Source organism: Mediterraneibacter torques (assembly GCF_044591705.1).
Classification (GTDB): domain Bacteria; phylum Bacillota; class Clostridia; order Lachnospirales; family Lachnospiraceae; genus Mediterraneibacter; species Mediterraneibacter torques.
Genome location: NZ_CP172594.1, coordinates 961001 through 981825, shown reverse-complemented (window position 1 = coordinate 981825; position 20825 = coordinate 961001). Strand labels below are relative to the sequence as shown.

Here is a 20825-nt window from a genome sequence, read left to right as displayed (position 1 = left end):
AATGCGGGAATAGAGTGTGATAAGTAGATTCTGTTTCGGCGGGAAAGAAAGGAAGAATATCATGGGACTTCTGACATTTAAAGGCGGTATCCATCCGGATGACGGAAAGCGTTTTTCAAAAGACAGTGAAATACGTACATTACTGCCGAAAGGGGAACTGGCGTATCCGCTTTCACAGCATATCGGAGCGCCTGCGAATCCGATCGTAAAAAAAGGAGATCATGTTTTAAAAGGACAGAAGATTGCGGAAGCAGGAGGTTTTGTGTCATCACCGATCCATGCTTCTGTATCCGGAACTGTGAAAGGAATTGAATATCGGTTTAATCCGGCAGGTACAAAAACAGAATGTATCATCATTGAAAATGATGGAGAATACGCGGAAATAAACGATCTTACGGTGAAACCTTTTGGTGAGATGACAAGAGAAGAGATCATTGAGAGAATCGGTGAAGCCGGTATTGTCGGAATGGGAGGCGCAGGTTTTCCTACGAGGGTAAAGCTTTCTCCGAAAGAACCTGAAAAGATAGAATATATTATTGCGAACTGTGCAGAGTGTGAACCGTATATTACGGCAGATTACAGAAGGATGTTGGAGAATACCGGACAACTGGTGAACGGTATGCGTATAATCCTTTCGCTGTTTCCGAATGCAAAAGGAATCTTTGCGGTAGAAGATAATAAAAAAGACTGTATTGAAAAATTAAACAAAGAAACAGAAAATGACCCGAATATGGAAGTGAAGGCACTCATGACAAAATATCCTCAGGGAGCGGAACGTCAGTTGATCTATGCAGTGACAAAACGTGCGATCAATTCATCTATGCTCCCGGCAGATGCGGGTTGTATTGTTGATAATGTGGAAACATTGATCGGGATTCATATGGCAGTAGCTGAGGGGAAACCTCTTACGGAACGTGTTGTTACTGTAAGCGGAGACGCCATAAATTCTCCGGGAAACTTTAAAGTTCTTCTTGGAACAAACCATATGGAATTAATTGAAGCGGCGGGTGGATTTTCTCAACAGCCGGAAAAATTGATATCCGGAGGGCCTATGATGGGATTCGCCATGGTAAGTGCAGAAGCTCCGGTAACAAAAACATCTTCTTCTATTCTTGCGTTTAAGGAAGATATAGTTTCAAAAAGCGTGGAGACGGCATGTATCAACTGTGCAAGATGCGTTGATGTCTGTCCGAGTCGTATTATACCTTCACGATTAGCCGATCTTGCCCAAAGACATGATGAAAAGGCTTTTGTTGCGATGAATGGACTTGAATGTGTGGAATGTGGATCATGCAGTTATGTGTGTCCGGCGAAAAGACCTTTGAAACAGGCTATCGGTTCTATGAGAAAAATTGCGCTTGCAAATAAAAGAAAGAAGTAAGTGAGAGGTGAGAGAAAAGTGAATGAAAATTATCATGTATCAGCATCCCCGCATATTCGGGATAAGATAAAAAGCAGCAATATCATGCTTCTTGTTGTGATTGCCCTGCTCCCTGCTACTGTATTCGGAATTTGGAATTTTAGACATGAAAATGCGTGGATCTTAGTTGTTGCTACAACGGCGGCTGCTGTGCTTGCAGAGTATATCTATGAAAAATTAATGCATAAACCGGTTACAATCGGTGATTTCAGCGCAGTTGTTACAGGTCTTTTACTTGCATTGAATCTTCCTCCGACGCTTCCGTGGTGGATGGGGGTACTCGGAGCCGTATTTGCAATCGTTGTTGTAAAACAGCTTTTCGGTGGATTGGGACAAAATTTTATGAATCCGGCCTTAGCTGCAAGATGCTTTCTTCTAATCTGTTTTACGCAAAAAATGACGTATTTTGTGTATGACGGCGTGACAGGCGCAACTCCGCTTGCACAATTAAAGAGCGGCAATGTAGTAAATACGATGGATATGCTTCTTGGAAATGTCCGGGGAACGATCGGAGAGACATCGGTGATCGCGATTATGATCGGAGCGATGTTCTTAATATTGACAGGAGTGATAGATCTTAGAATTCCGGGATCTTATATCGTATCATTTGTTATTTTTATCACGCTTTTCGGCGGCAATGGATTTGATCCGTGGTACATAACCGCTCATTTATGCGGCGGCGGTCTGATGCTTGGAGCATGGTTTATGGCAACAGATTATGTGACTGCTCCGATTACGAGCAAAGGAAAGATTTTGTATGGCATTTGTATGGGAATCTTAACCGGACTGTTCCGTTTGTTCGGAGCTTCGGCAGAAGGGGTATCTTATGCAATCATCATCAGTAACCTTTTGGTTCCGTTGATCGAGAAGGTTACTCTTCCGAAACCTTTCGGTAAAGGAGGAGAAAAGTAATGAATAAAATTATAAAAAATACGTTGATCTTAACTGCAATAACAGTTGTTTCAGGACTTTTGCTCGGAATTGTTTACGATGTTACAAAAGAGCCGATTGCGCAGGCGCAGGAGCGTACAAAACAAAAGGCGTTTCAGACAGTGCTTCCCGAGGCTTCAGAGTTTACATCCAGCAATTTCGATGAAAAAGAGGCGGCAAAAATTTTAAAAGAAAACGGTTATACAGACGATATAACAGAAGTAGCGGAAGCGACAGATAAAAAAGGGAAAGTAATCGGTTACGTGATCAATGTCACTTCTCACGAAGGGTATGGCGGCGACATTGAAATTTCTGTAGGAATCGCCTCGGACGGAACAGTGAAAGGAATTGAGATGCTCTCCATCGGAGAGACGGCGGGATTAGGAATGAAAGCGAAAGACGCTGAATTTAAAGATCAGTTTCGGGATAAAAAAGTGCAAAAATTCACTTATACGAAAAATGGAGAAAAAGGCGATGATAAGATCGATGCCATCAGCGGCGCTACGATTACGACAAATGCAGTGACTAATGCCGTTGATTCAGCACTGATTTATTATCAAACGGAGTTAGGAGGCGGTATCAATGAATAAATGTGCAGAACGTCTTTATAATGGCCTTGTGAAAGAAAATCCTACGTTCGTTCTCATGCTCGGTATGTGTCCGACTCTTGCGGTTACAACATCTGCGATCAACGGAATCGGTATGGGGCTTTCTACGACAGCGGTACTTGTGATGTCAAATATGTTGATTTCTATGTTGAGAAAAGTGATTCCGGCATCAGTGCGTATGCCTGCTTTTATCGTTGTTGTAGCTTCTTTTGTTACGATCGTTGATTTTTTGATGGCGGGATTTGTTCCCGGGCTTTATAAATCACTCGGATTGTATATCCCTTTGATCGTAGTAAACTGTATTATTTTGGGGAGAGCGGAAAGCTATGCATCAAAAAATCCGGTGCTTCCTTCGATTTTCGACGGGATCGGTATGGGACTTGGATTCACGGTCGGTCTTACGGCAATCGGTATTGTGAGAGAACTGCTTGGTGCAGGCGAGGTGTTCGGCATTCGTGTTATGCCGCAGTCATATGAACCTCTTACGATTTTTGTTCTTGCCCCGGGTGCGTTTTTTGTATTGGCATGTCTTGTAGCTCTTCAGAATAAAGTGAAAGCGAATCTTGAGAAAAAAGGAAAAAAAGTTCCGGTATCGTCAGGATGCGGCGAAGGTTGCTCTGCATGTGCAAGCAAAGGAATCTGCGGAGGTCATCTCGCAGAAAACGAACCACATCATGAAGAGACGAATGTAAAAGAAGAGGAGGAGGCATAAATGCAGGAATTACTTTTGATTGCAGTCGGAGCTGCGTTTGTAAATAATGTTGTCCTTAGTCAGTTCCTCGGTATCTGTCCGTTTTTAGGTGTTTCTAAAAATGTAAAAACTGCAGCCGGAATGGGCGGAGCAGTTGTATTCGTTATCACAATCGCTTCGTTTGTAACAGGATTGATCTATAAATTCATCCTTGGAAACCCGAAAATTTTAGGAGGAGAGCTCCAATATTTAAACACTATCGTATTTATCCTTGTCATAGCAGCTCTTGTACAGTTCGTAGAGATGTTTTTAAAGAAAGTGATGCCTCCGTTATATAATGCCCTCGGCGTTTATCTTCCGCTGATTACAACGAACTGCGCGGTTCTTGGCGTAGCGCTGACAAACGTACAAAACGGATATTATGAAAAAGGTGTCGGGATCGGTTTGCTGACCGGTGTAGTGAACGGATTTGCGACAGCGGCGGGATTTTTTGTTGCGATTGTTCTTATGGCCGGAATTCGGGAAAAAATCGAACACAATAATGTTCCCGAAGCATTTAAAGGAACTCCGATCGTTCTTGTGACAGCCGGACTGATGGCAATCGCATTTTGCGGATTTTCAGGATTAATATAGGAGGTGCGATAGAATGAATATAACAGCGATTCTTTTGGCTGCCGCGATCGTCGGTGGAGCCGGATTATTTATCGGTATTTTCCTAGGTGTATCCGGAAAAAAATTCGCAGTTGAAGTTGATGAAAGAGAAGAGGCGATTCTCGATGTTTTACCTGGAAATAACTGTGGAGGCTGCGGTTATGCAGGATGTTCAGGCCTCGCTGCGGCGATTGCTCAGGGAAAAGCGGATGTAGGAGGATGCCCGGTCGGAGGCGCTTCTGTAGCTGGGAAGATCGGTGAGATTATGGGCGTAGACGCCTCGGCAAGCGAAAGAAAAACTGCATTTGTAAAATGCGGCGGAACATGTGAAAAGACAAAAAGTGAATATGAATATTATGGAATCAAAGACTGTATCATGGCAAGTCAGATGCAGGATGGAGGAGCAAAAGGGTGTGCATACGGGTGTCTCGGATATGGCTCATGCGTGGATGCCTGTCCGTTTGATGCAATCCATATTGTAGATGGAATAGCAGTTGTTGATAAGGAAGCATGTAAAGCATGTGGAAAATGTGTGGATGCATGTCCGAAGCACCTGATCGAATTGATCCCGTATAAGCAGAAAACATTTGTGCAGTGTAACTCAAATGAGAAAGGGAAAGCATTAATGGACGTCTGCCAAGTCGGATGTATCGGATGTCGTCTCTGCGAGCGAAACTGCGAAGCCGGGGCTATTACAGTTAATAACTTTTTGGCTCATATAGATGCCGACAAATGCACAAATTGCGGCGTATGTGCAGAAAAATGTCCTCGAAAGATCATAACAGTACGGTTTGAAGCGTGAGTAAATGAAGCGTTAAAAGTGTAGTGTATCGCCGGGATTTTCAACGTGTGTGAGGTTAGAAATGAAGAAAAACGATAACATTCTTATACTTGGCATCCTGTTCATTGCTCTGGTCGTGCTGGGAATTCAGCTATTACACTCGGCAAACGGTACGGAGAAAGTAAAAATTACTGTAGACGGGAAGGTTTTTGGCACATATCTGTTGTCTGAAGATCGAACTGTTTCAGTGAACGAAACGAATATAGTTTTAATTACGGAGGGTACGGTTTCAATGGAGTCCGCTGATTGTCCGGATCAGATTTGTGTTCACCATCAGAGGATCAAAAGAAGTGGAGAAAGTATTATATGTCTTCCGAATAAAGTCGTTGTGTCGATAGAAGGCGGAGGCGAAGAAAAACTTGACGGAACTGTACAATAGTCAGGAGAGAGTGATTTGAGAACCAGAGCTGCATATTTCGGTATATTTACAGCGCTGGCATTGATTTTAGGTTATGTGGAACTGCTGATTCCCATTCACTTTGGGATTCCCGGAGCAAAACTGGGACTTGCGAATCTTATAACAATTCTTGTTCTATATAAAATGGGGTGGAAAGAAGCGTTTCTCTTATCTGTTGCCCGCGTTGTTTTAGGCGGTTTTATATTCAGTAATCTATTTTCTATTTTATATAGTCTGGCAGGCGGGATTTTAAGTCTGATCGTTATGGGAATATTGAAAAAAACAGGGAAATTTACTGTAGTCGGTGTCAGCGTCTGCGGCGGTGTTTTTCATAATGTCGGTCAGCTTGCGGTTGCCATGGCTGTGGTTCAGACATACGAAGTAGGATATTACTTCCCTGTACTTTTGATTGCGGGGCTTTTGACGGGAATGCTCATAGGAATGATATCTGCCGAAGTACTGAAACGAACTAAAAATTTACGATTAAAGGAATAAAAAAATGATTTCATATGTAAAAGGTGAATTAGCTGCGATCGAGGAACAAAAAGCAATTATTGATGTGGGCGGCATAGGGTATGGTGTGTTTATGCCACATCAGGCACTGGCGATGTTACCTTCTGTAGGAAATGAAGTGAAACTTTACACTTATCTGAATGTGCGGGAAGATGCCATGCAGCTTTTTGGATTTTTGACAAAAGATGATTTGGAAATATTCCGGCTTGTGATCGGAGTAAGCGGGATCGGGCCGAAAGGCGGTTTGAATATTTTGTCATGTATGTCTCCGGATGAACTGCGGTTTGCAATCATGTCGGGAGATGCAAAAATGATTTCGTCAGCGCCTGGAATCGGGAAAAAGACTGCCGAAAAACTAATTGTAGAACTTCGAGACAAAGTAGATATTGAAAAAATGCTTGATCATGCTGCTCATCCGGAAGAAACAATACAGACAGATATGGCGAAAACATCGGCAAATGAAATGCAATCGGAGGCGGTACAGGCTCTTGTTGCGCTTGGTTACGGGAGTGCGGAAAGCCTTCGCGCGGTAAAGAAAACTTCTGTACAATGTCAGACTGTAGAAGATATATTGAAAGAAGCGCTGCAGTATCTTTTCTGATGAGAGGATGTGGATAAGGCGGAAAGGAAATAATGGACGGCAATGGGAAAACGAATCATAACGACAGAAAACTTAGAGGAAGACATTAAGATTGAAGGAGAATTGCGTCCGCAATCTCTCGGCGAATATATCGGTCAGGAAAAGGCAAAAGAAACACTTGGCATCTATATAGAAGCTGCTAAAGCGCGCGGGGAAACACTTGATCATGTGCTTTTTTACGGGCCTCCGGGACTTGGAAAAACAACGCTTGCCGGAATTATTGCGAATGAAATGGGTGTACACATGAAGGTAACGTCAGGACCTGCAATCGAAAAACCGGGAGAAATGGCGGCAATCTTAAATGGTCTTCAGGAAGGAGACGTTTTGTTTGTCGATGAGATTCACAGGTTAAACCGACAAGTAGAAGAGGTTCTTTATCCTGCTATGGAAGATTTTGCCATTGATATTATGATCGGAAAAGGGTCGGCCGCCCGCTCGATCCGTTTGAACCTGCCTAAATTTACACTTGTCGGCGCAACAACGAGAGCGGGAATGTTAACAGCTCCTTTACGCGATCGTTTCGGTGTTATGCACCGTTTGGAATTATATACTCCGGAAGAACTAAAAACGATCATATTACGTTCGGCATCTGTGTTAAATGTAGAGATCGAAGAGGACGGGGCTTTAGAACTTGCTCGCCGATCCAGAGGAACTCCCCGCCTTGCAAACCGTCTGTTGAAACGTGTAAGAGATTTCGCTCAAGTAAAATACGATGGCAAAATCACGAAAAAAGTGGCAGATTATGCGCTTGACCTTCTTGATGTCGATAAGTATGGTCTGGATCATATCGATCGAACGATTCTGCTGACAATGATTGAAAAATTCCAAGGCGGTCCGGTTGGTTTGGATACACTGGCGGCGGCGATTTCAGAAGATGCAGGAACATTGGAAGATGTGTATGAGCCGTATCTTTTGAAAAACGGATTTATACAGCGGACTCCGAGAGGACGCATAGTAACTGATCTGGCATACCGGCATCTCGGGATAGAATCTTTTGCGGATGAATAATTTCGGAATAGTTATGAAACGGATAGTTCCGAAAAAAGTAGTTGGTTTTTACCGCTAAATAGTTTATAATGAATTTTAAGAAACGCGAGGAGGAAGCTATGAGTTCAGCAAAACATTTTACGGAAGTATTGATCGGAGGAAAAGTATATACTTTGAGCGGATTTGAGGGCGAAGAGTATCTGCAGAAAGTGTCTTCCTATTTGAATCATAAGATAACAGAATGTACAAATAGTGAAGGATACAGAAAACAGAGCGCTGACACAAGAAATGTACTTCTCGCTCTTAACATTGCCGATGATTACTTCAAAGCAAAAAAACAGGGTGATTCGCTGGAGAGTGACATTGAACTAAAAGATAAGGAAATGTATGATTTAAAGCATGAACTTATTTCAGCGCAGATCAAACTGGAGAATGCGGAAAAAGAGTTGGCAAAATTAAAAGAAGAGAACAACGATCTTCAAATGCAGATTGTGAAGCTCGAGACAGAAATGAAAAATCGCAGAAGATAAAAATAAGGCTGTCAGTCATATGACAGCCTGTTTCTTTTGGATAGTGTCTTTTTAGATAGTTGTTGTTTTATATAAAGGGAAAACACCTGTATGTTAAAGGGGATGTAGGGAAAGGAGTCAGCATGGAAAAACGCCGGATTGAAATATTGGCGCCTGCCGGATCTTATGCTTCTTTTAAAGCTGCGATCAACGCAGGAGCGGATGCTGTGTACGCCGGAGGTCCGAAATTTGGAGCAAGAGCATATGCGGATAATTTTACAAAAGAAGAGTTGATCGAAGCGATCAAAGAAGCTCATATATACGGAAGAAAGCTTTACCTTACGGTAAATACACTGCTGAAAAACAACGAAATTTCAGAGTTACCCGAATATCTGAGTCCGCTTTATGAAGCGGGGTTAGATGCGGTGATCGTTCAGGATATAGGAGTTCTCGAACTTGTAAGAGAGTACTTTCCGAAGATGGATATTCATGCGAGTACGCAGATGACGATCACAGGGTATCGCGGAGCGGCATTTATGGAAGGGCAGGGAATCAGCCGTGTTGTTCCGGCAAGGGAATTATCTCTTGAAGAAGTGCGTATGATCAAAGAAAAAACAGGGTTGGAGATAGAATGTTTTGTACATGGTGCACTTTGTTACTGTTATTCCGGTCAATGCCTTTTAAGCAGCATGATCGGCGGACGCAGCGGGAACAGAGGTCAGTGTGCTCAGCCTTGCAGACTGCCGTATACAGTAGAAGGTGAAAAAAAATATTATTTAAGTCCGAAAGATATTTGTACGCTGGATCTGATCCCGGAACTTGCGGAGGCGGGAATCGATTCGTTCAAGATCGAAGGTCGTATGAAAAAGCCGGAGTATGTAGCGGCAGTAACTGCAATGTACCGGAAATACACAGATTTATATATGCAAAACGGAAAAAAGGGATATAAAGTTTCTTCCGAGGATAAACGTATACTGATGGATCTGTATAACAGAGGAGGATTTTCGGCAGGTTATTATCGACAGCATAACGGGCAGAATATGATAGCGTCGGATCGTCCAAACCACGCAGGCGTTCCGGCAGTAAAGGTAGAAAGCCAAAAAGGAAGATTGATCAAAGGAAAAATTCTTACAGACCTGCATGCAGGGGATGTGTTGGATATTTCAGGAAGCTATACTATTGGAAAAGATCAGAAAAAAGGGGAAGCTTTTTCAATGGTAGTGCAGAAACAAGTTTATATAAAACAGGGATCGACAATAAACAGAGTGAGAAACGAAAGTCTTATCACTTCGATTCATAAGCAGTATATCGGAGATTCAATCAGACAGAAGATAGACGGAAAACTTACGCTGGAAGTGGGAAAGCCGGCAAGTTTGAAATTGTACTGTAATGAAAGTACATATACTGCGTACTCAAAAGAAATTGTCGAACAGGCGCAGAACCGCCCGATGGAAAGAGAACGGATCGTTTCTCAAATAGAAAAATTAGGGAATACGCCCTTTGTTTTTGAAACTTTGGATATTAAGATGGATGAAGCGATTTTTCTCTCGATTAAAACACTTAATGATCTTCGCAGAGAAGCGGTAAGCGGATTGTGCGAGGCACTATCGGGGAAATATTACAGAAAAACAACAGATGAAAAAAAAGAAAAGAGAATTGCAGCTGAGGTTATAGAAGAAAAGAACAATACTTATGATCAATTTAAAAGAAAAGAAAACTTTTCTTATTCGGTTCTCGTGGAAAATAAAGAACAGCTTTCGGCAGTCTGCGCCTATTTGGAGAAAAGAGAAACGGAGAATATAAAAATCGCACGTATCTACGCCGAAAGCAATATTTTTCAGGAAGATATCCCGGGATACATCGAAAAATTAAAAAAGAAAAAGATAGAATTTTATCTTGCTCTTCCGCATGTATTCAGAAAAGGAAGCGCAGAACGGATTGAAAAATGTATCAGTCGGTTTTCGGAAAAAGAGTTAGACGGCGTACTTATTAGGAATTGGGAACAGTATACGCTGCTTTGTCAATTACAATTTGACAAAAAAGTAATTTCGGATGATAATTTATATGTGTTTAATCGGTTTTCAAAAGAGTTTATGAAAAAAGCAGGTTTCTCTGAGTTTACAGCGCCGGCAGAATTAAATGAGAGTGAGCTTAAAATACTTGGACTTGAAACTGCGGAACTGACAGTATATGGTTATCGCCCGGTTATGATTTCGGCGCAATGTATTATGAAGACGAGAGGAAAATGTACAAAAAACTCTTCCTTTACGCAGATGAAAGACAGGATAGGAGAAGAGTTTCTCGTTCAAAACCGATGTGATGAATGTTATAATATCGTTTATAACAGCGCTCCTTTATATTTGGGCACACAAAAAGTAAAGATTCAAAAGCTTTCACCGAAAAGACTGAGGATTCGATTCGGAGCAGAGCGAAAGGAAGAAGTAAAGAAAGTATTAGAACAAGCAATCGATGCATTTGGAGAAAAACCGCAGTTTGATTATACACAGGAGCATTTCAAACGCGGCGTACTGTAAGTGCGCTCGATTATCGTCAGGAGAAATAACGTGGTAAATATTATCATTCAATTATCTAAATATGTAATTATCATACTTATGGCTGCTTATACGTTTTCCTGTTTCTCGATTTTTACGAGAAATTATGAAGATGAAGAAAAAAGAGTGCTTATCCGGCAGGATGTATTGATGTTTCTTTTGCAGTTTGCAGCGTTTGGTACAATGTATTTGGCAACAAAAGATATTCGGATCTTGTTTTTATATGCAGTATTGACGGTGATTCTTCTTGCGGTCATTCTTTTGTATAATTTGATTTATCCGAATGTGTCAAGGCTTGTTGTAAATAATATGTGTATGCTGATCACTGTCGGGATGATCATGATCACGAGATTGTCCGCAGATAATCCGTCTCCTTACGGCACGGCGGTAAGACAGCTTGTATTTGTTGCTTTGGGAATTACCTTTGGACTTGTTGTTCCGGTTTTGATCCGAAAAATGAAGTTCCTTGATCAGTGGACATATATTTATGCGGCAGTAGGAGGAGCAGCTCTTCTTGCAGTTGCATTGTTCGCACAGATTTCCGGCGGGGCAAAGCTGGGATTCGAAATTGCAGGCATAAATATACAGCCGTCTGAGTTCGTAAAAATTATTTTTGTATTTTTTGTTGCAGCAAGTCTGAATAAATCAAAAGAATTTAAAAATATCGTTGTGACAACTGCGATTGCGGCAGCACATGTATTGATCTTAGTTCTCTCTACGGATTTGGGAGCGGCACTGATCTTCTTTGTTGTTTATCTTGTTATGCTTTTTGTCGCGACAAGACAATGGCTGTATGCGATAGCGGGACTTGGAGCCGGAGCAGCCGCGGCAGTTGTCGGTTATCATTTGTTTTCGCATATTCAGGTCAGGGTAGAGGCGTGGCAGGATCCCATCGGGACGTACAGCGGAAGCGGTTATCAAGTGGCACAATCGTTGTTTGCGATCGGTACGGGAAGCTGGTTTGGGACAGGACTTTTTAAAGGACAGCCGGATACGATACCTGTTTCGGAGACAGATTTTATCTTTTCTGCTATTACAGAAGAAATGGGAGTGATTTACGCACTTTGTCTGATTTTGATCTGTGTAAGCTGTTATGTGATGTTTCTGAATATTGCAATGGAATTGAGAAATAATTTTTATAAGTTAATCGCACTTGGATTGGGAACGTGTTATATTTTTCAGGTTTTCCTGCAAATAGGAGGCGTCACAAAATTTATTCCGTCTACAGGAATGACTTTGCCGTTTGTAAGTTATGGCGGAAGTTCGATGTTAAGTACGATGATTATGTTTGGAATCATTCAGGGACTATATATTATAAGAGAAGATGAAGAAGAGGAACGGGAAAAAGAAAAACTAAGAAAAGAAAGGAAAAGAAAAAATGGCGTGGGAAGAACAGCGCCCCGAAAGACGGCAAAAAGCGGACCGAAATTCGAAGAAGTCCCAAGACAGAGGCCGCGGAAAAAAACGGGAACGCGCACAAAATAAAGATTTCGCTAAAATTACATATTTCTTTGTGATCTTGTTTATTGCATTGATGGGGTACCTCGTTTATTTCACAACTGTAAAAGCCAAGACGTTTGTCAATAGTCCTTATAATCAAAGGCAGGATTCTTTTGCACAAAGCGTTGTCAGAGGAGATATTACAGATAGAAATGGCAATGTACTTGCAACAACGGAAGTGGACGAAGACGGAACAGAGACAAGAACGTATCCGTACGGCTCGCTGTTCTCCCATGTTATCGGATATAATGATTCACAGTTTGGAAAAACAGGACTTGAGTCCGCGCAGAATTTTGATCTTCTTACTTCAAATGCATTTTTTATGGAAAAGATTCAAAATGAATTTAAAGGAGAAAAAGATCAGGGAGACACAGTTGTTACAACACTTGATGCAGAACTTCAGCAGGCTGCCTATGATGCGCTCGGAGAGAACAAAGGAGCGGTTATTGTGATGGAGGCAGACACAGGGAAAATACTTACTCTTGTTTCAAAGCCTGATTTTGATCCGAATACGCTTGCTGAAAACTGGGAGATCCTAAATACGGATGAGGAAAACAGTCCGCTTTTGAATCGGGCTACGAACGGGTCTTATGCTCCGGGTTCTGTATTTAAAATTGTGACTGCTCTTGCTTATATGCGGCAGGATACGGATTATAACTCGTATTCTTATGACTGTCAGGGATCCATTACAGAAGACAATGTCACAATTCGCTGTTTTAACGGAACGGTACATGGATACGAAGATTTGAGAAGTTCTTTTGCAAACTCATGTAATGCATCATTTGCAAATATCGGCTTAAGCCTTGACGTGGACGGCTATCGGGAAACGGCGGAAAGCTTATTGTTCAATAAGAAACTTCCAAGCGTTATGGATTATACAAAAAGTTCCTTCGTGCTTGATGCGAAGTCCGGTTCCGCAGAAATTATGATGACGGCAATGGGACAGGGAAAAACAATGGTAAGTCCGTATCATATGGCGCTGATCACGGAGACGATTGCAAACGGCGGTACATTGATGCAACCCTATTATGTAGATAAAGTGACCAATTACACCGGTACGGAAGTGAAAAAGAATGTTCCGAAAAGTTATAAACGGATCATGACGTCAGAAGAAGCGGCACAGTTAAAAGAGTACATGGCGGCTGTTGTAAGTGAAGGAACCGGTTCGGTATTAAGCGGAAGGTCATATACGGTCGCGGGAAAAACAGGAACGGCTGAATATAGTATGACAGACGGAGAAAAAACGCATTCATGGTTTACGGGATTTACAAATGTTGACAATCCGGAACTTGTGATCACTGTTATTACAGAAGGTTCCGACGGAAGTGCAGGAGGAAAAGCGGTATCTATCGCAGGAGCTGTTCTGGATTCTTATTATAATCGGTGAAGTTTATGAGTCAGATAGAGTTTTATCATAATCTATATGTTAGTGAATGCTGGCAGAAGAAAAAGGGAAAAATAGTAAAAAGGCTGAAGGAAAATAAACTTCAGCCGCAAGTATATGTTATTACATTATCTCAGGGAGAACAAAATCAACTGGAATTTTTTTCAAGCGTCTTGCTAAAACAATCCATATTTGAACATTCAAAGCTTTTTGTGATCGGAATTGCAGATGGATATGATGAAGCGCTTTTCCTTGTTGAAGAAATTGTTCAAGACGTATATCAAGAAACCAAAAGTGCAAATGCAAGACAGTTTCTTTTAACAGATCAGGCTGAATACGAGAAAAAAGGGCGGTAGGCAAATGTTACATATCATACTCCTTATCTTAAAAATACTTGGATTTTTGATACTTGTTTTAGCAGGACTTATGTTAGTTGCAGTTATAACAGTTCTTTTTGCTCCGGCGGGGTATCGATTCGATTTAACTGCAGAAGAATTCGGGAAAAGTATTTTGGGAAAGCTGCGTTTCTATTGGATAAAACCGTTTATTTCGGGAGAAATCTGTTATGATAATGGGAATTTGACGTGGAATATAAGAGCGGCTTGGAAAAAGTTTGGAAATGCCGAAATACAAGGAAACGATAAAGACAAAAAAAATATAAGAAACGAAACCGATAGTTCAAAAAGAAAAGATCCGGAAAGAGAGAAAGATCAAGAGAAGGAAAAAAATTTTTCAAAGCCAGATGATACAAAGGGCGGGGAAGGCAGCGATACAAAAGTACTTCCCGAATCAAATACAATTGATACAAAAAGTATCCGTGAAATACAGACAGATGAAAAAAATACAGGTTTTGAGAGGGAAGCGGATGAAGTAAAAAAAATTCCGAAAAATAGAAAAAGTTCTTCGAAGTCATTTGGAGAGAAGATTAAATACACATTTCGGAAATTATGTGATAATATAAAAACATTAATAAAGAAAAAAGAAGTTCTTGAACAGTTCTTGAAAAATGAGATTCACAAAAATGCATTTTCAAAACTTATTAAAGAAACAAAACAATTCGCAATAAAATTACGTCCCCGAAAAGCCGCAATAAAAGCGAAGTTTGGATTTGAAGATCCGTCAGTTACAGGCTATATTCTCGCGTTAATAAGTATTATTTATCCTTTCTTGGAGGGGCAGACCGAGATTATACCGGATTTTGAACATAAAGTCTTTGAGATGGATCTGCATATTGAAGGAAAGATAAGACTTCTTTATTTGTTTTTATTTGCTTTTCATATGCTTATGGATAAGAATGTGAGAATAACGGTCACGCATTTGAAAAAATTAAAGTTATGATATTTGGAAGTTCAAACAGGAGGAATGAAAAAAATGGCAGACAGTAATAACAATTTTAAATCAACGGTAGAGGCTCTTTTTAAAGGTATGGATGCGGTCGTATCTTCAAAAACAGTTGTCGGAGATGCGATTCATATTAATGATACAATTATCCTTCCCCTTGTAGACGTTTCTTTTGGAATCGGTGCAGGTTCTTCTTCGGCAGATAAAAAAGAAAAAGGAATGGGGGGAATCGGAGGTAAAATGTCTCCGAGCGCCGTGATCGTTATACAGGGAGGGAAGACAAAGCTCGTAAATGTGAAAAACCAGGATACAATCACAAAAATTCTTGATATGGTTCCTGATGTTGTCGATCGTTTTACGGGAAAAGATGAACGTATGACAGAGAAGGAAGTAAACGATATTCTTGATGCCGAAATAGAAAAATAAAAAAGAAAAGTAAGCGGTATATTATTTTGAATGATATAATATAGTTCTGGATTTATAGGAATGTGCATAGGGTAGAATAAGAAGCTTCCCGAAAGTGAATACGATATATGAAAAAAATATGTGGCTTTGCATTATTTTGGATGGCGATCGGAATGTTTATAATGATGATGCTTCCAAACGTTATTTGGGGAGTTATTTTGATTATTTTGTTTCTGCTTGTCGGATATCGGCTTTTTTGCTGTTGTTAAAAAGAAAAATAAAGAAGCGGTATTATGTTTTTTCTTGAAACGTAAAAACAATGACATAAAAAACGGATCTGAATTTACAGATCCGCTTTTTCCGTGTCATTGTTTCCGATGATGTGTGTCTGATTAAGCGCGCTCAACGCGTCCGGACTTCAGACAAGATGTACAAACATACATTTTTTTGGAACCGCCTTCTGTTTTGACTCTGACGGATTTTACATTTGATTTCCACATTTTCGGTGTTTTTCTATGAGAGTGGCTTACATTGTTACCAAAATGAGCACCCTTTTCACAAATAGCACATTTAGCCATGACTGCACCTCCTAACAATCTGAACTCGTCATATAGACTCATAACACTGATATTCTATCAGAAACATTTCAGTATTGCAAGTATTTTTTAAAAAAAACGAATGTATATTGTAAAATGTTAGAAGTGATAGTATAATAAACATGTTATTTATGGCAAAATTGTGTGAAAGAACCGGAGGTATATATTATGAAAGGAAGTATGAGCACAGATCTTGGCATTATCACGGTCAATCCGGAAGTGATCGCCAAATATGCGGGTTCCGTTGCTGTTGAGTGTTTCGGAATTGTCGGAATGGCGGCTGTAAATATGAAGGACGGACTTGTGCGTCTTCTGAAAAAAGATAGTCTGACACATGGAATTCAAGTGACGATTTCTGATAATAATGAAATTACATTGAATTTTCATGTAATCGTTGCATATGGCGTGAATATCCTTTCTGTTTCTGACAATCTTATGAGCAATGTAAAGTATAAGGTTGAGGAGTTTACCGGAATGGCGGTAGAAAAGATCAACATCTTTGTTGAAGGTGTAAGAGTGATTGATTAAGGAGGATATTTTCGTGGCAGTGAAAACGATAAATACAGAGCTGTTCCGCAAGATGTTTCTTGCAGGTGCGGCCAATCTGGAAGCAAAAAAAGAATTTATAAATGAACTGAACGTATTCCCGGTTCCCGACGGCGATACGGGAACAAATATGACACTTACTATTATGTCTGCGGCAAAAGAAGTACAATCTCTTGAAAATGCGGATATGTTGACAATCGCAAAGGCAATTTCTTCAGGATCTCTTAGAGGAGCTCGCGGTAATTCGGGAGTAATTTTATCACAGCTGCTCAGAGGGTTTACAAAAGAGATCAGAGAACATAAAGAGATCGATGCGGTGATTTTGGCAAAGGCATGTGAACGTGCAACAGCAACAGCTTATAAGGCGGTTATGAAACCGAAAGAAGGAACGATCCTTACTGTTGCAAAAGGAATCTCAAGGAAAGCGGAAGAACTTGCGGAGACGACGGAAGATTTGGAAGTTTTCATTCCTGAAGTGATCAAATATGCGGAAGAAGTTTTGGCTCAGACACCGGAGATGCTCCCGGTATTAAAGGAAGCGGGAGTTGTAGATTCCGGAGGACAGGGATTGCTTGAAGTGATTCATGGGGCGTATGATGCATTTCTTGGAAAAGAAATAGATTATGCGGCAATCGAAGCAAGCGGCGGAACAAAAATGGTAAAACCTTCCCAGCAGGCGGAAGCGGATATTAAGTTTGGCTATTGTACAGAATTTATTATCATGACAGAAAAAGAATTTACAGATAAGAATGAAGCAGAGTTTAAAGCTTATCTTGAATCGATCGGCGATTCGATCGTTTGTGTTGCCGATGATGATATTGTGAAAATTCATGTACACACGAACGATCCGGGACTTGCGATTCAAAAAGCGCTCACATACGGTCAGCTTTCCAGAATGAAGATTGATAACATGAGGGAAGAGCATCAGGAAAAACTGATCAAAGACGCAGAAAAAGCGGCAGCTCAACAGGCATCTGAGAAGAAGAAAAAAGAACCGAGAAAGCCGGTTGGTTTTATAGCCGTATCTATCGGTGAAGGAATGAATGGGATTTTCAGAGAGCTCGGTGCAGATTATATCATTGAAGGCGGACAGACAATGAATCCGAGTACAGATGATATGCTCAGTGCGATCGATGAAGTGAATGCAGACCATATCTTTATTCTTCCGAACAATAAAAACATTATCCTTGCGGCGAATCAGGCACAGTCATTAACAGATGACAAAGATATTATTGTTATTCCGACAAAGACTGTTCCACAGGGAATTACCGCAATTATCAGTTACATGCCGGAAGCGGACGTAGATACAAATATTGAAGCGTTAGAAGAAGCAATCAAAAACGTAAAGACCGGACAGGTCACATATGCAGTCCGTGATACGCACATTGATGACAAAGAAATACATGAAGGCGATATAATGGGAATCGGAGATCGGGGAATTCTCGCAGTCGGACAGTCTGTTGAAGAGACGACAAAAGAGATGCTTGCACAACTCGTCGATGAAGAATCCGAATTGATCAGCCTGTATTTCGGACAGGACGTTTTGGAAGAAGATGCGGAAAATTTTGCGCAGGAAGTGGAAGAGTTGTATCCTGATGTAGATGTGGATGTACACATGGGAGGACAGCCGATTTATTATTATGTGCTCTCCGTAGAATAACAGAACAAAATTTTTATAACTAAGCAGTAATATATGATATAAAGAGGCGCTCTTCCATAAGGGGGAACGCCTCAAAATATATCAGATCACATAGGCAGATAGAAAAATAGGCGGGAATGAAAGTGGAAAAAAGAAAGATCAGTTCCTTAAAAGGAATCGGAGAAAAGACAGAAAAATTGTTTCAAAAAATCGGAGTAGATACAGTTGAAGATCTGATTCGTTATTATCCGAAAGGATTTGAGATTTTTGAAGATCCGATTTCTGTCGGTGAAGTAGAAGAAGGAAAAGTTTGTACAGTAGCAGGTATGGTTTTCGGCAGAATTCAAGTATCGACAAATTCTAAAATGCAGATAACAACATTACATTTAAAAGATGTGACCGGTACTTTAAAAGTTATATGGTATCGAATGCCGTTTTTGAGGAATACACTCGCAAAAGGCGGGACACTTGTTCTGCGCGGTCGTATCGTAAGAAAGAAAAATGAAATCGTAATGGAACATCCTGAAATATTCTATCCGTCATCAAAGTATGAGGAAAAAAGAGATACAATGCAGCCGGTATATAGCCTGACAGCCGGCTTGACGAATAATTCTGTCATTAAAGCTGTAAAACAAGCACTGTCTTTTTTGGATGATGAACAGGATATTCTTCCGGAAGAGCTTCGGCTTAAATACTCTTTTCCGAAATATGAAGAAGCAATTTACGCGATGCATTTTCCGAGAGAAAAAGAGGATTTTGTCCGGGCACGAAAACGGTTTGTGTTTGAAGAATTTCTTCTTTTTATTTTATCACTGCGTAGAATGAAGGAGTCCGAAAATCGCAGCGAAAATCCATTTCATTTTGCAGATCGTCCGGAGATAGAACAATTTTTAGGAGCTCTTCCATATCATCTTACAAATGCTCAGGAGAAAGTTTGGACGGAGATTAAAAGTGACATGCAAAGTGAAAACGTCATGTCGCGGCTTGTTCAAGGAGATGTCGGATCCGGAAAAACGATCATTGCATTTTTGGCGCTTTTGCTGTCAGCATTAAACGGATATCAAGGTGCGCTTATGGCGCCGACGGAAGTATTGGCGGTTCAGCACTATGAAAACATATCTGAAATGTTGGAAAAATATAAAATCCCGCTTCAAGCAGAACTTTTGACAGGGTCAATGACAATGAGTCAGAAAAAGAAAGCTTATGCCCGAATTGAATCAGGAGAAGCCGCTATTATAATCGGAACCCACGCGCTTATACAGGAGAAGGTTTTATATCGTAATCTTGCGTTAGTTGTTACGGATGAGCAGCATCGATTCGGGGTAAGACAAAGGGAAACACTGGCGCAAAAAGGGAAGACACCTCATATTCTTGTAATGAGCGCGACTCCGATCCCGCGGACGCTTGCAATTATCTTATATGGCGATCTTGACATTTCTATTATCAATGAAATGCCAAAAAACAGATTGCCGATAAAAAATTGTGTCGTAAATACTGAATATCGGGAAAAAGCATATCGTTTTATGAGAAAACAGGTTTTAGAGGGACGACAATGCTATGTGATCTGTCCGATGGTAGAGGAAAGTGAAAGTCTGGATGCCGAAAATGTTATCGACTACTCGCAAATGCTCGCAGAAGAATTGGGGGATGGTATTCATGTAGGCTGCCTTCACGGAAAAATGAAGCAGAAGGAAAAAGATGAGATAATGTCTGCATTTGGGAAAAATGAAATTCAGATACTTGTATCTACAACTGTTGTTGAAGTTGGGATCGATGTGCCAAATGCAACAGTTATGCTTATTGAAAATGCGGAGCGTTTCGGACTTGCCCAACTTCATCAGCTTCGCGGGCGTGTCGGAAGAGGCGGATATCAATCTTATTGTATTTTTATGTCTGCGTCTAAATCGGACGAGACAAAAGAAAGACTTGAAATCTTGAACCGCTCGAACGACGGTTTCTTTATCGCCGGGGAAGATCTGCGTCTTAGAGGACCGGGAGATCTGTTCGGAATACGTCAAAGCGGGATTCTTGACTTTAAGATTGCAGATGTGTTTCAGGATGCAGAAGTGTTAAAAATCGCCGGCGAAGAAGCAAATAAAATTTTAAAAAGAGATCCTGAATTAAAAGACCCTTCTTATAAAAAAATAAAAAATCATATCGATCATAAGATTCAACAGATTATGTTAGAAACGACGTTGTAATGGATGAAAGGTGTAAAAAATTGCCAGTTTAAAAATTGTTGTCCTCCATATACTATGAGCGTAACAAAACAAACGGAAGCAAATGTATCGTAACCGGCTGCATAGAAAGCAGATTACATACATGTGCAGCCGGAAGAATTGTTACAACAAACGAAAACGATAAATGTCGTTAAAATGCAAAAGGAGGAAATTGATCATGGCAAATCGTTCATCTAACAGAGCAGCAGTACCGGAGGCAAAGGGCGCTCTGGACAAATTCAAGTATGAAGTGGCAAGTGAGTTAGGAGTACCGTTGACAGACGGTTATAACGGAGACCTCACATCGAAACAGAACGGATCTGTTGGCGGATATATGGTCAAGAAAATGATCGAGCAGCAGGAAAAACAGATGGCAGGCAAATAACATCGTTTTTTCGATAAAAAAGCTCGTCCCTATTACAAAGAAAAAGACGTCCGGGATTGACCCGGACGTCT

The 20825-nt window shown here is 40.8% G+C and carries 23 protein-coding genes; 22 read left to right on the top strand and 1 reads right to left on the bottom strand.

What is annotated here, in order from left to right:
• The first annotated feature begins 61 nt into the window (after positions 1 to 61).
• From rsxC to ACH9UM_RS04415, 18 genes are all read left to right on the top strand, one after another.
• Positions 62 to 1381, top strand: coding sequence for an electron transport complex subunit RsxC (gene rsxC, locus ACH9UM_RS04500; RefSeq protein ID WP_004845041.1), 1320 nt, complete (start codon positions 62 to 64; stop codon positions 1379 to 1381).
• Positions 1382 to 1399: 18 nt separating this feature from the next.
• Positions 1400 to 2332: an RnfABCDGE type electron transport complex subunit D gene (locus ACH9UM_RS04495; protein WP_022003092.1), complete on the top strand. Its 933-nt coding sequence runs from the start codon at positions 1400 to 1402 to the stop codon at positions 2330 to 2332.
• Complete coding sequence (locus ACH9UM_RS04490) at positions 2332 to 2940, top strand: RnfABCDGE type electron transport complex subunit G (protein ID WP_004845045.1); 609 nt, start codon at positions 2332 to 2334, stop codon at positions 2938 to 2940. The genes ACH9UM_RS04495 and ACH9UM_RS04490 overlap by 1 nt, the downstream gene beginning before the upstream one ends.
• Entirely contained in the window at positions 2933 to 3670 is a 738-nt protein-coding gene (gene rsxE / locus ACH9UM_RS04485; RefSeq protein WP_004845046.1) for an electron transport complex subunit RsxE, read from the top strand. The genes ACH9UM_RS04490 and rsxE overlap by 8 nt, the downstream gene beginning before the upstream one ends.
• Positions 3671 to 4282 carry an electron transport complex protein RnfA gene (locus tag ACH9UM_RS04480; protein WP_004845048.1) on the top strand — a complete coding sequence of 204 codons (612 nt, stop codon included), beginning with the start codon at positions 3671 to 3673 and terminating at the stop codon, positions 4280 to 4282.
• Positions 4283 to 4295: 13 nt separating this feature from the next.
• Entirely contained in the window at positions 4296 to 5102 is an 807-nt protein-coding gene (locus ACH9UM_RS04475) for an RnfABCDGE type electron transport complex subunit B (RefSeq protein WP_004845050.1), read from the top strand.
• A gap of 61 nt (positions 5103 to 5163) precedes the next feature.
• Complete coding sequence (locus ACH9UM_RS04470; RefSeq protein ID WP_004845051.1) at positions 5164 to 5520, top strand: NusG domain II-containing protein; 357 nt, start codon at positions 5164 to 5166, stop codon at positions 5518 to 5520.
• 15 nt (positions 5521 to 5535) lie between these two features.
• Positions 5536 to 6033, top strand: a complete 498-nt coding sequence (locus tag ACH9UM_RS04465) for a Gx transporter family protein (RefSeq protein WP_009242691.1) — start codon at positions 5536 to 5538, stop codon at positions 6031 to 6033.
• Positions 6034 to 6037: 4 nt separating this feature from the next.
• Positions 6038 to 6652 (top strand): Holliday junction branch migration protein RuvA, encoded by a 615-nt coding sequence (gene ruvA, locus ACH9UM_RS04460; RefSeq protein ID WP_004845054.1) that lies wholly within the window; start codon positions 6038 to 6040, stop codon positions 6650 to 6652.
• Positions 6653 to 6694: 42 nt separating this feature from the next.
• Positions 6695 to 7699 (top strand): Holliday junction branch migration DNA helicase RuvB, encoded by a 1005-nt coding sequence (gene ruvB / locus ACH9UM_RS04455; RefSeq protein WP_004845056.1) that lies wholly within the window; start codon positions 6695 to 6697, stop codon positions 7697 to 7699.
• A gap of 98 nt (positions 7700 to 7797) precedes the next feature.
• Positions 7798 to 8208, top strand: a complete 411-nt coding sequence (zapA, locus tag ACH9UM_RS04450) for a cell division protein ZapA (protein ID WP_009242690.1) — start codon at positions 7798 to 7800, stop codon at positions 8206 to 8208.
• Positions 8209 to 8330: 122 nt separating this feature from the next.
• Positions 8331 to 10721, top strand: coding sequence for a U32 family peptidase (locus ACH9UM_RS04445; protein WP_004845059.1), 2391 nt, complete (start codon positions 8331 to 8333; stop codon positions 10719 to 10721).
• A 30-nt stretch (positions 10722 to 10751) separates the two neighbouring features.
• Positions 10752 to 12224, top strand: coding sequence for an FtsW/RodA/SpoVE family cell cycle protein (locus ACH9UM_RS04440; protein ID WP_009242686.1), 1473 nt, complete (start codon positions 10752 to 10754; stop codon positions 12222 to 12224).
• 49 nt (positions 12225 to 12273) lie between these two features.
• Positions 12274 to 13626, top strand: a complete 1353-nt coding sequence (locus ACH9UM_RS04435; RefSeq protein ID WP_009321152.1) for a penicillin-binding protein 2 — start codon at positions 12274 to 12276, stop codon at positions 13624 to 13626.
• A gap of 5 nt (positions 13627 to 13631) precedes the next feature.
• The gene (locus ACH9UM_RS04430) at positions 13632 to 13979 is read left to right on the top strand and encodes a hypothetical protein (protein WP_009321153.1); all 348 of its coding nucleotides are present in this window, start codon (positions 13632 to 13634) and stop codon (positions 13977 to 13979) included.
• A 4-nt stretch (positions 13980 to 13983) separates the two neighbouring features.
• Positions 13984 to 14961, top strand: a complete 978-nt coding sequence (locus ACH9UM_RS04425) for a DUF2953 domain-containing protein (protein ID WP_004845063.1) — start codon at positions 13984 to 13986, stop codon at positions 14959 to 14961.
• 33 nt (positions 14962 to 14994) lie between these two features.
• Complete coding sequence (locus ACH9UM_RS04420) at positions 14995 to 15390, top strand: GerW family sporulation protein (protein WP_009242681.1); 396 nt, start codon at positions 14995 to 14997, stop codon at positions 15388 to 15390.
• Between the two features lie 107 nt (positions 15391 to 15497).
• Complete coding sequence (locus ACH9UM_RS04415) at positions 15498 to 15638, top strand: hypothetical protein (RefSeq protein ID WP_167528104.1); 141 nt, start codon at positions 15498 to 15500, stop codon at positions 15636 to 15638.
• Positions 15639 to 15761: 123 nt separating this feature from the next.
• On the opposite strand, the gene rpmB is transcribed toward ACH9UM_RS04415, so the two are convergent.
• Positions 15762 to 15947 carry a 50S ribosomal protein L28 gene (gene rpmB, locus ACH9UM_RS04410; protein WP_009320597.1) on the bottom strand — a complete coding sequence of 62 codons (186 nt, stop codon included), beginning with the start codon at positions 15945 to 15947 and terminating at the stop codon, positions 15762 to 15764.
• A gap of 186 nt (positions 15948 to 16133) precedes the next feature.
• On the opposite strand from rpmB, the gene ACH9UM_RS04405 reads away from it, so the two are divergent.
• From ACH9UM_RS04405 to ACH9UM_RS04390, 4 genes are all read left to right on the top strand, one after another.
• Complete coding sequence (locus ACH9UM_RS04405) at positions 16134 to 16493, top strand: Asp23/Gls24 family envelope stress response protein (protein ID WP_004845068.1); 360 nt, start codon at positions 16134 to 16136, stop codon at positions 16491 to 16493.
• 13 nt (positions 16494 to 16506) lie between these two features.
• Positions 16507 to 18171 (top strand): DAK2 domain-containing protein, encoded by a 1665-nt coding sequence (locus ACH9UM_RS04400; protein WP_009242679.1) that lies wholly within the window; start codon positions 16507 to 16509, stop codon positions 18169 to 18171.
• Between the two features lie 116 nt (positions 18172 to 18287).
• Positions 18288 to 20351 (top strand): ATP-dependent DNA helicase RecG, encoded by a 2064-nt coding sequence (recG, locus tag ACH9UM_RS04395; RefSeq protein WP_004845070.1) that lies wholly within the window; start codon positions 18288 to 18290, stop codon positions 20349 to 20351.
• A gap of 196 nt (positions 20352 to 20547) precedes the next feature.
• Positions 20548 to 20754, top strand: coding sequence for an alpha/beta-type small acid-soluble spore protein (locus tag ACH9UM_RS04390; RefSeq protein ID WP_009242677.1), 207 nt, complete (start codon positions 20548 to 20550; stop codon positions 20752 to 20754).
• The last annotated feature ends 71 nt before the right edge of the window (positions 20755 to 20825 follow it).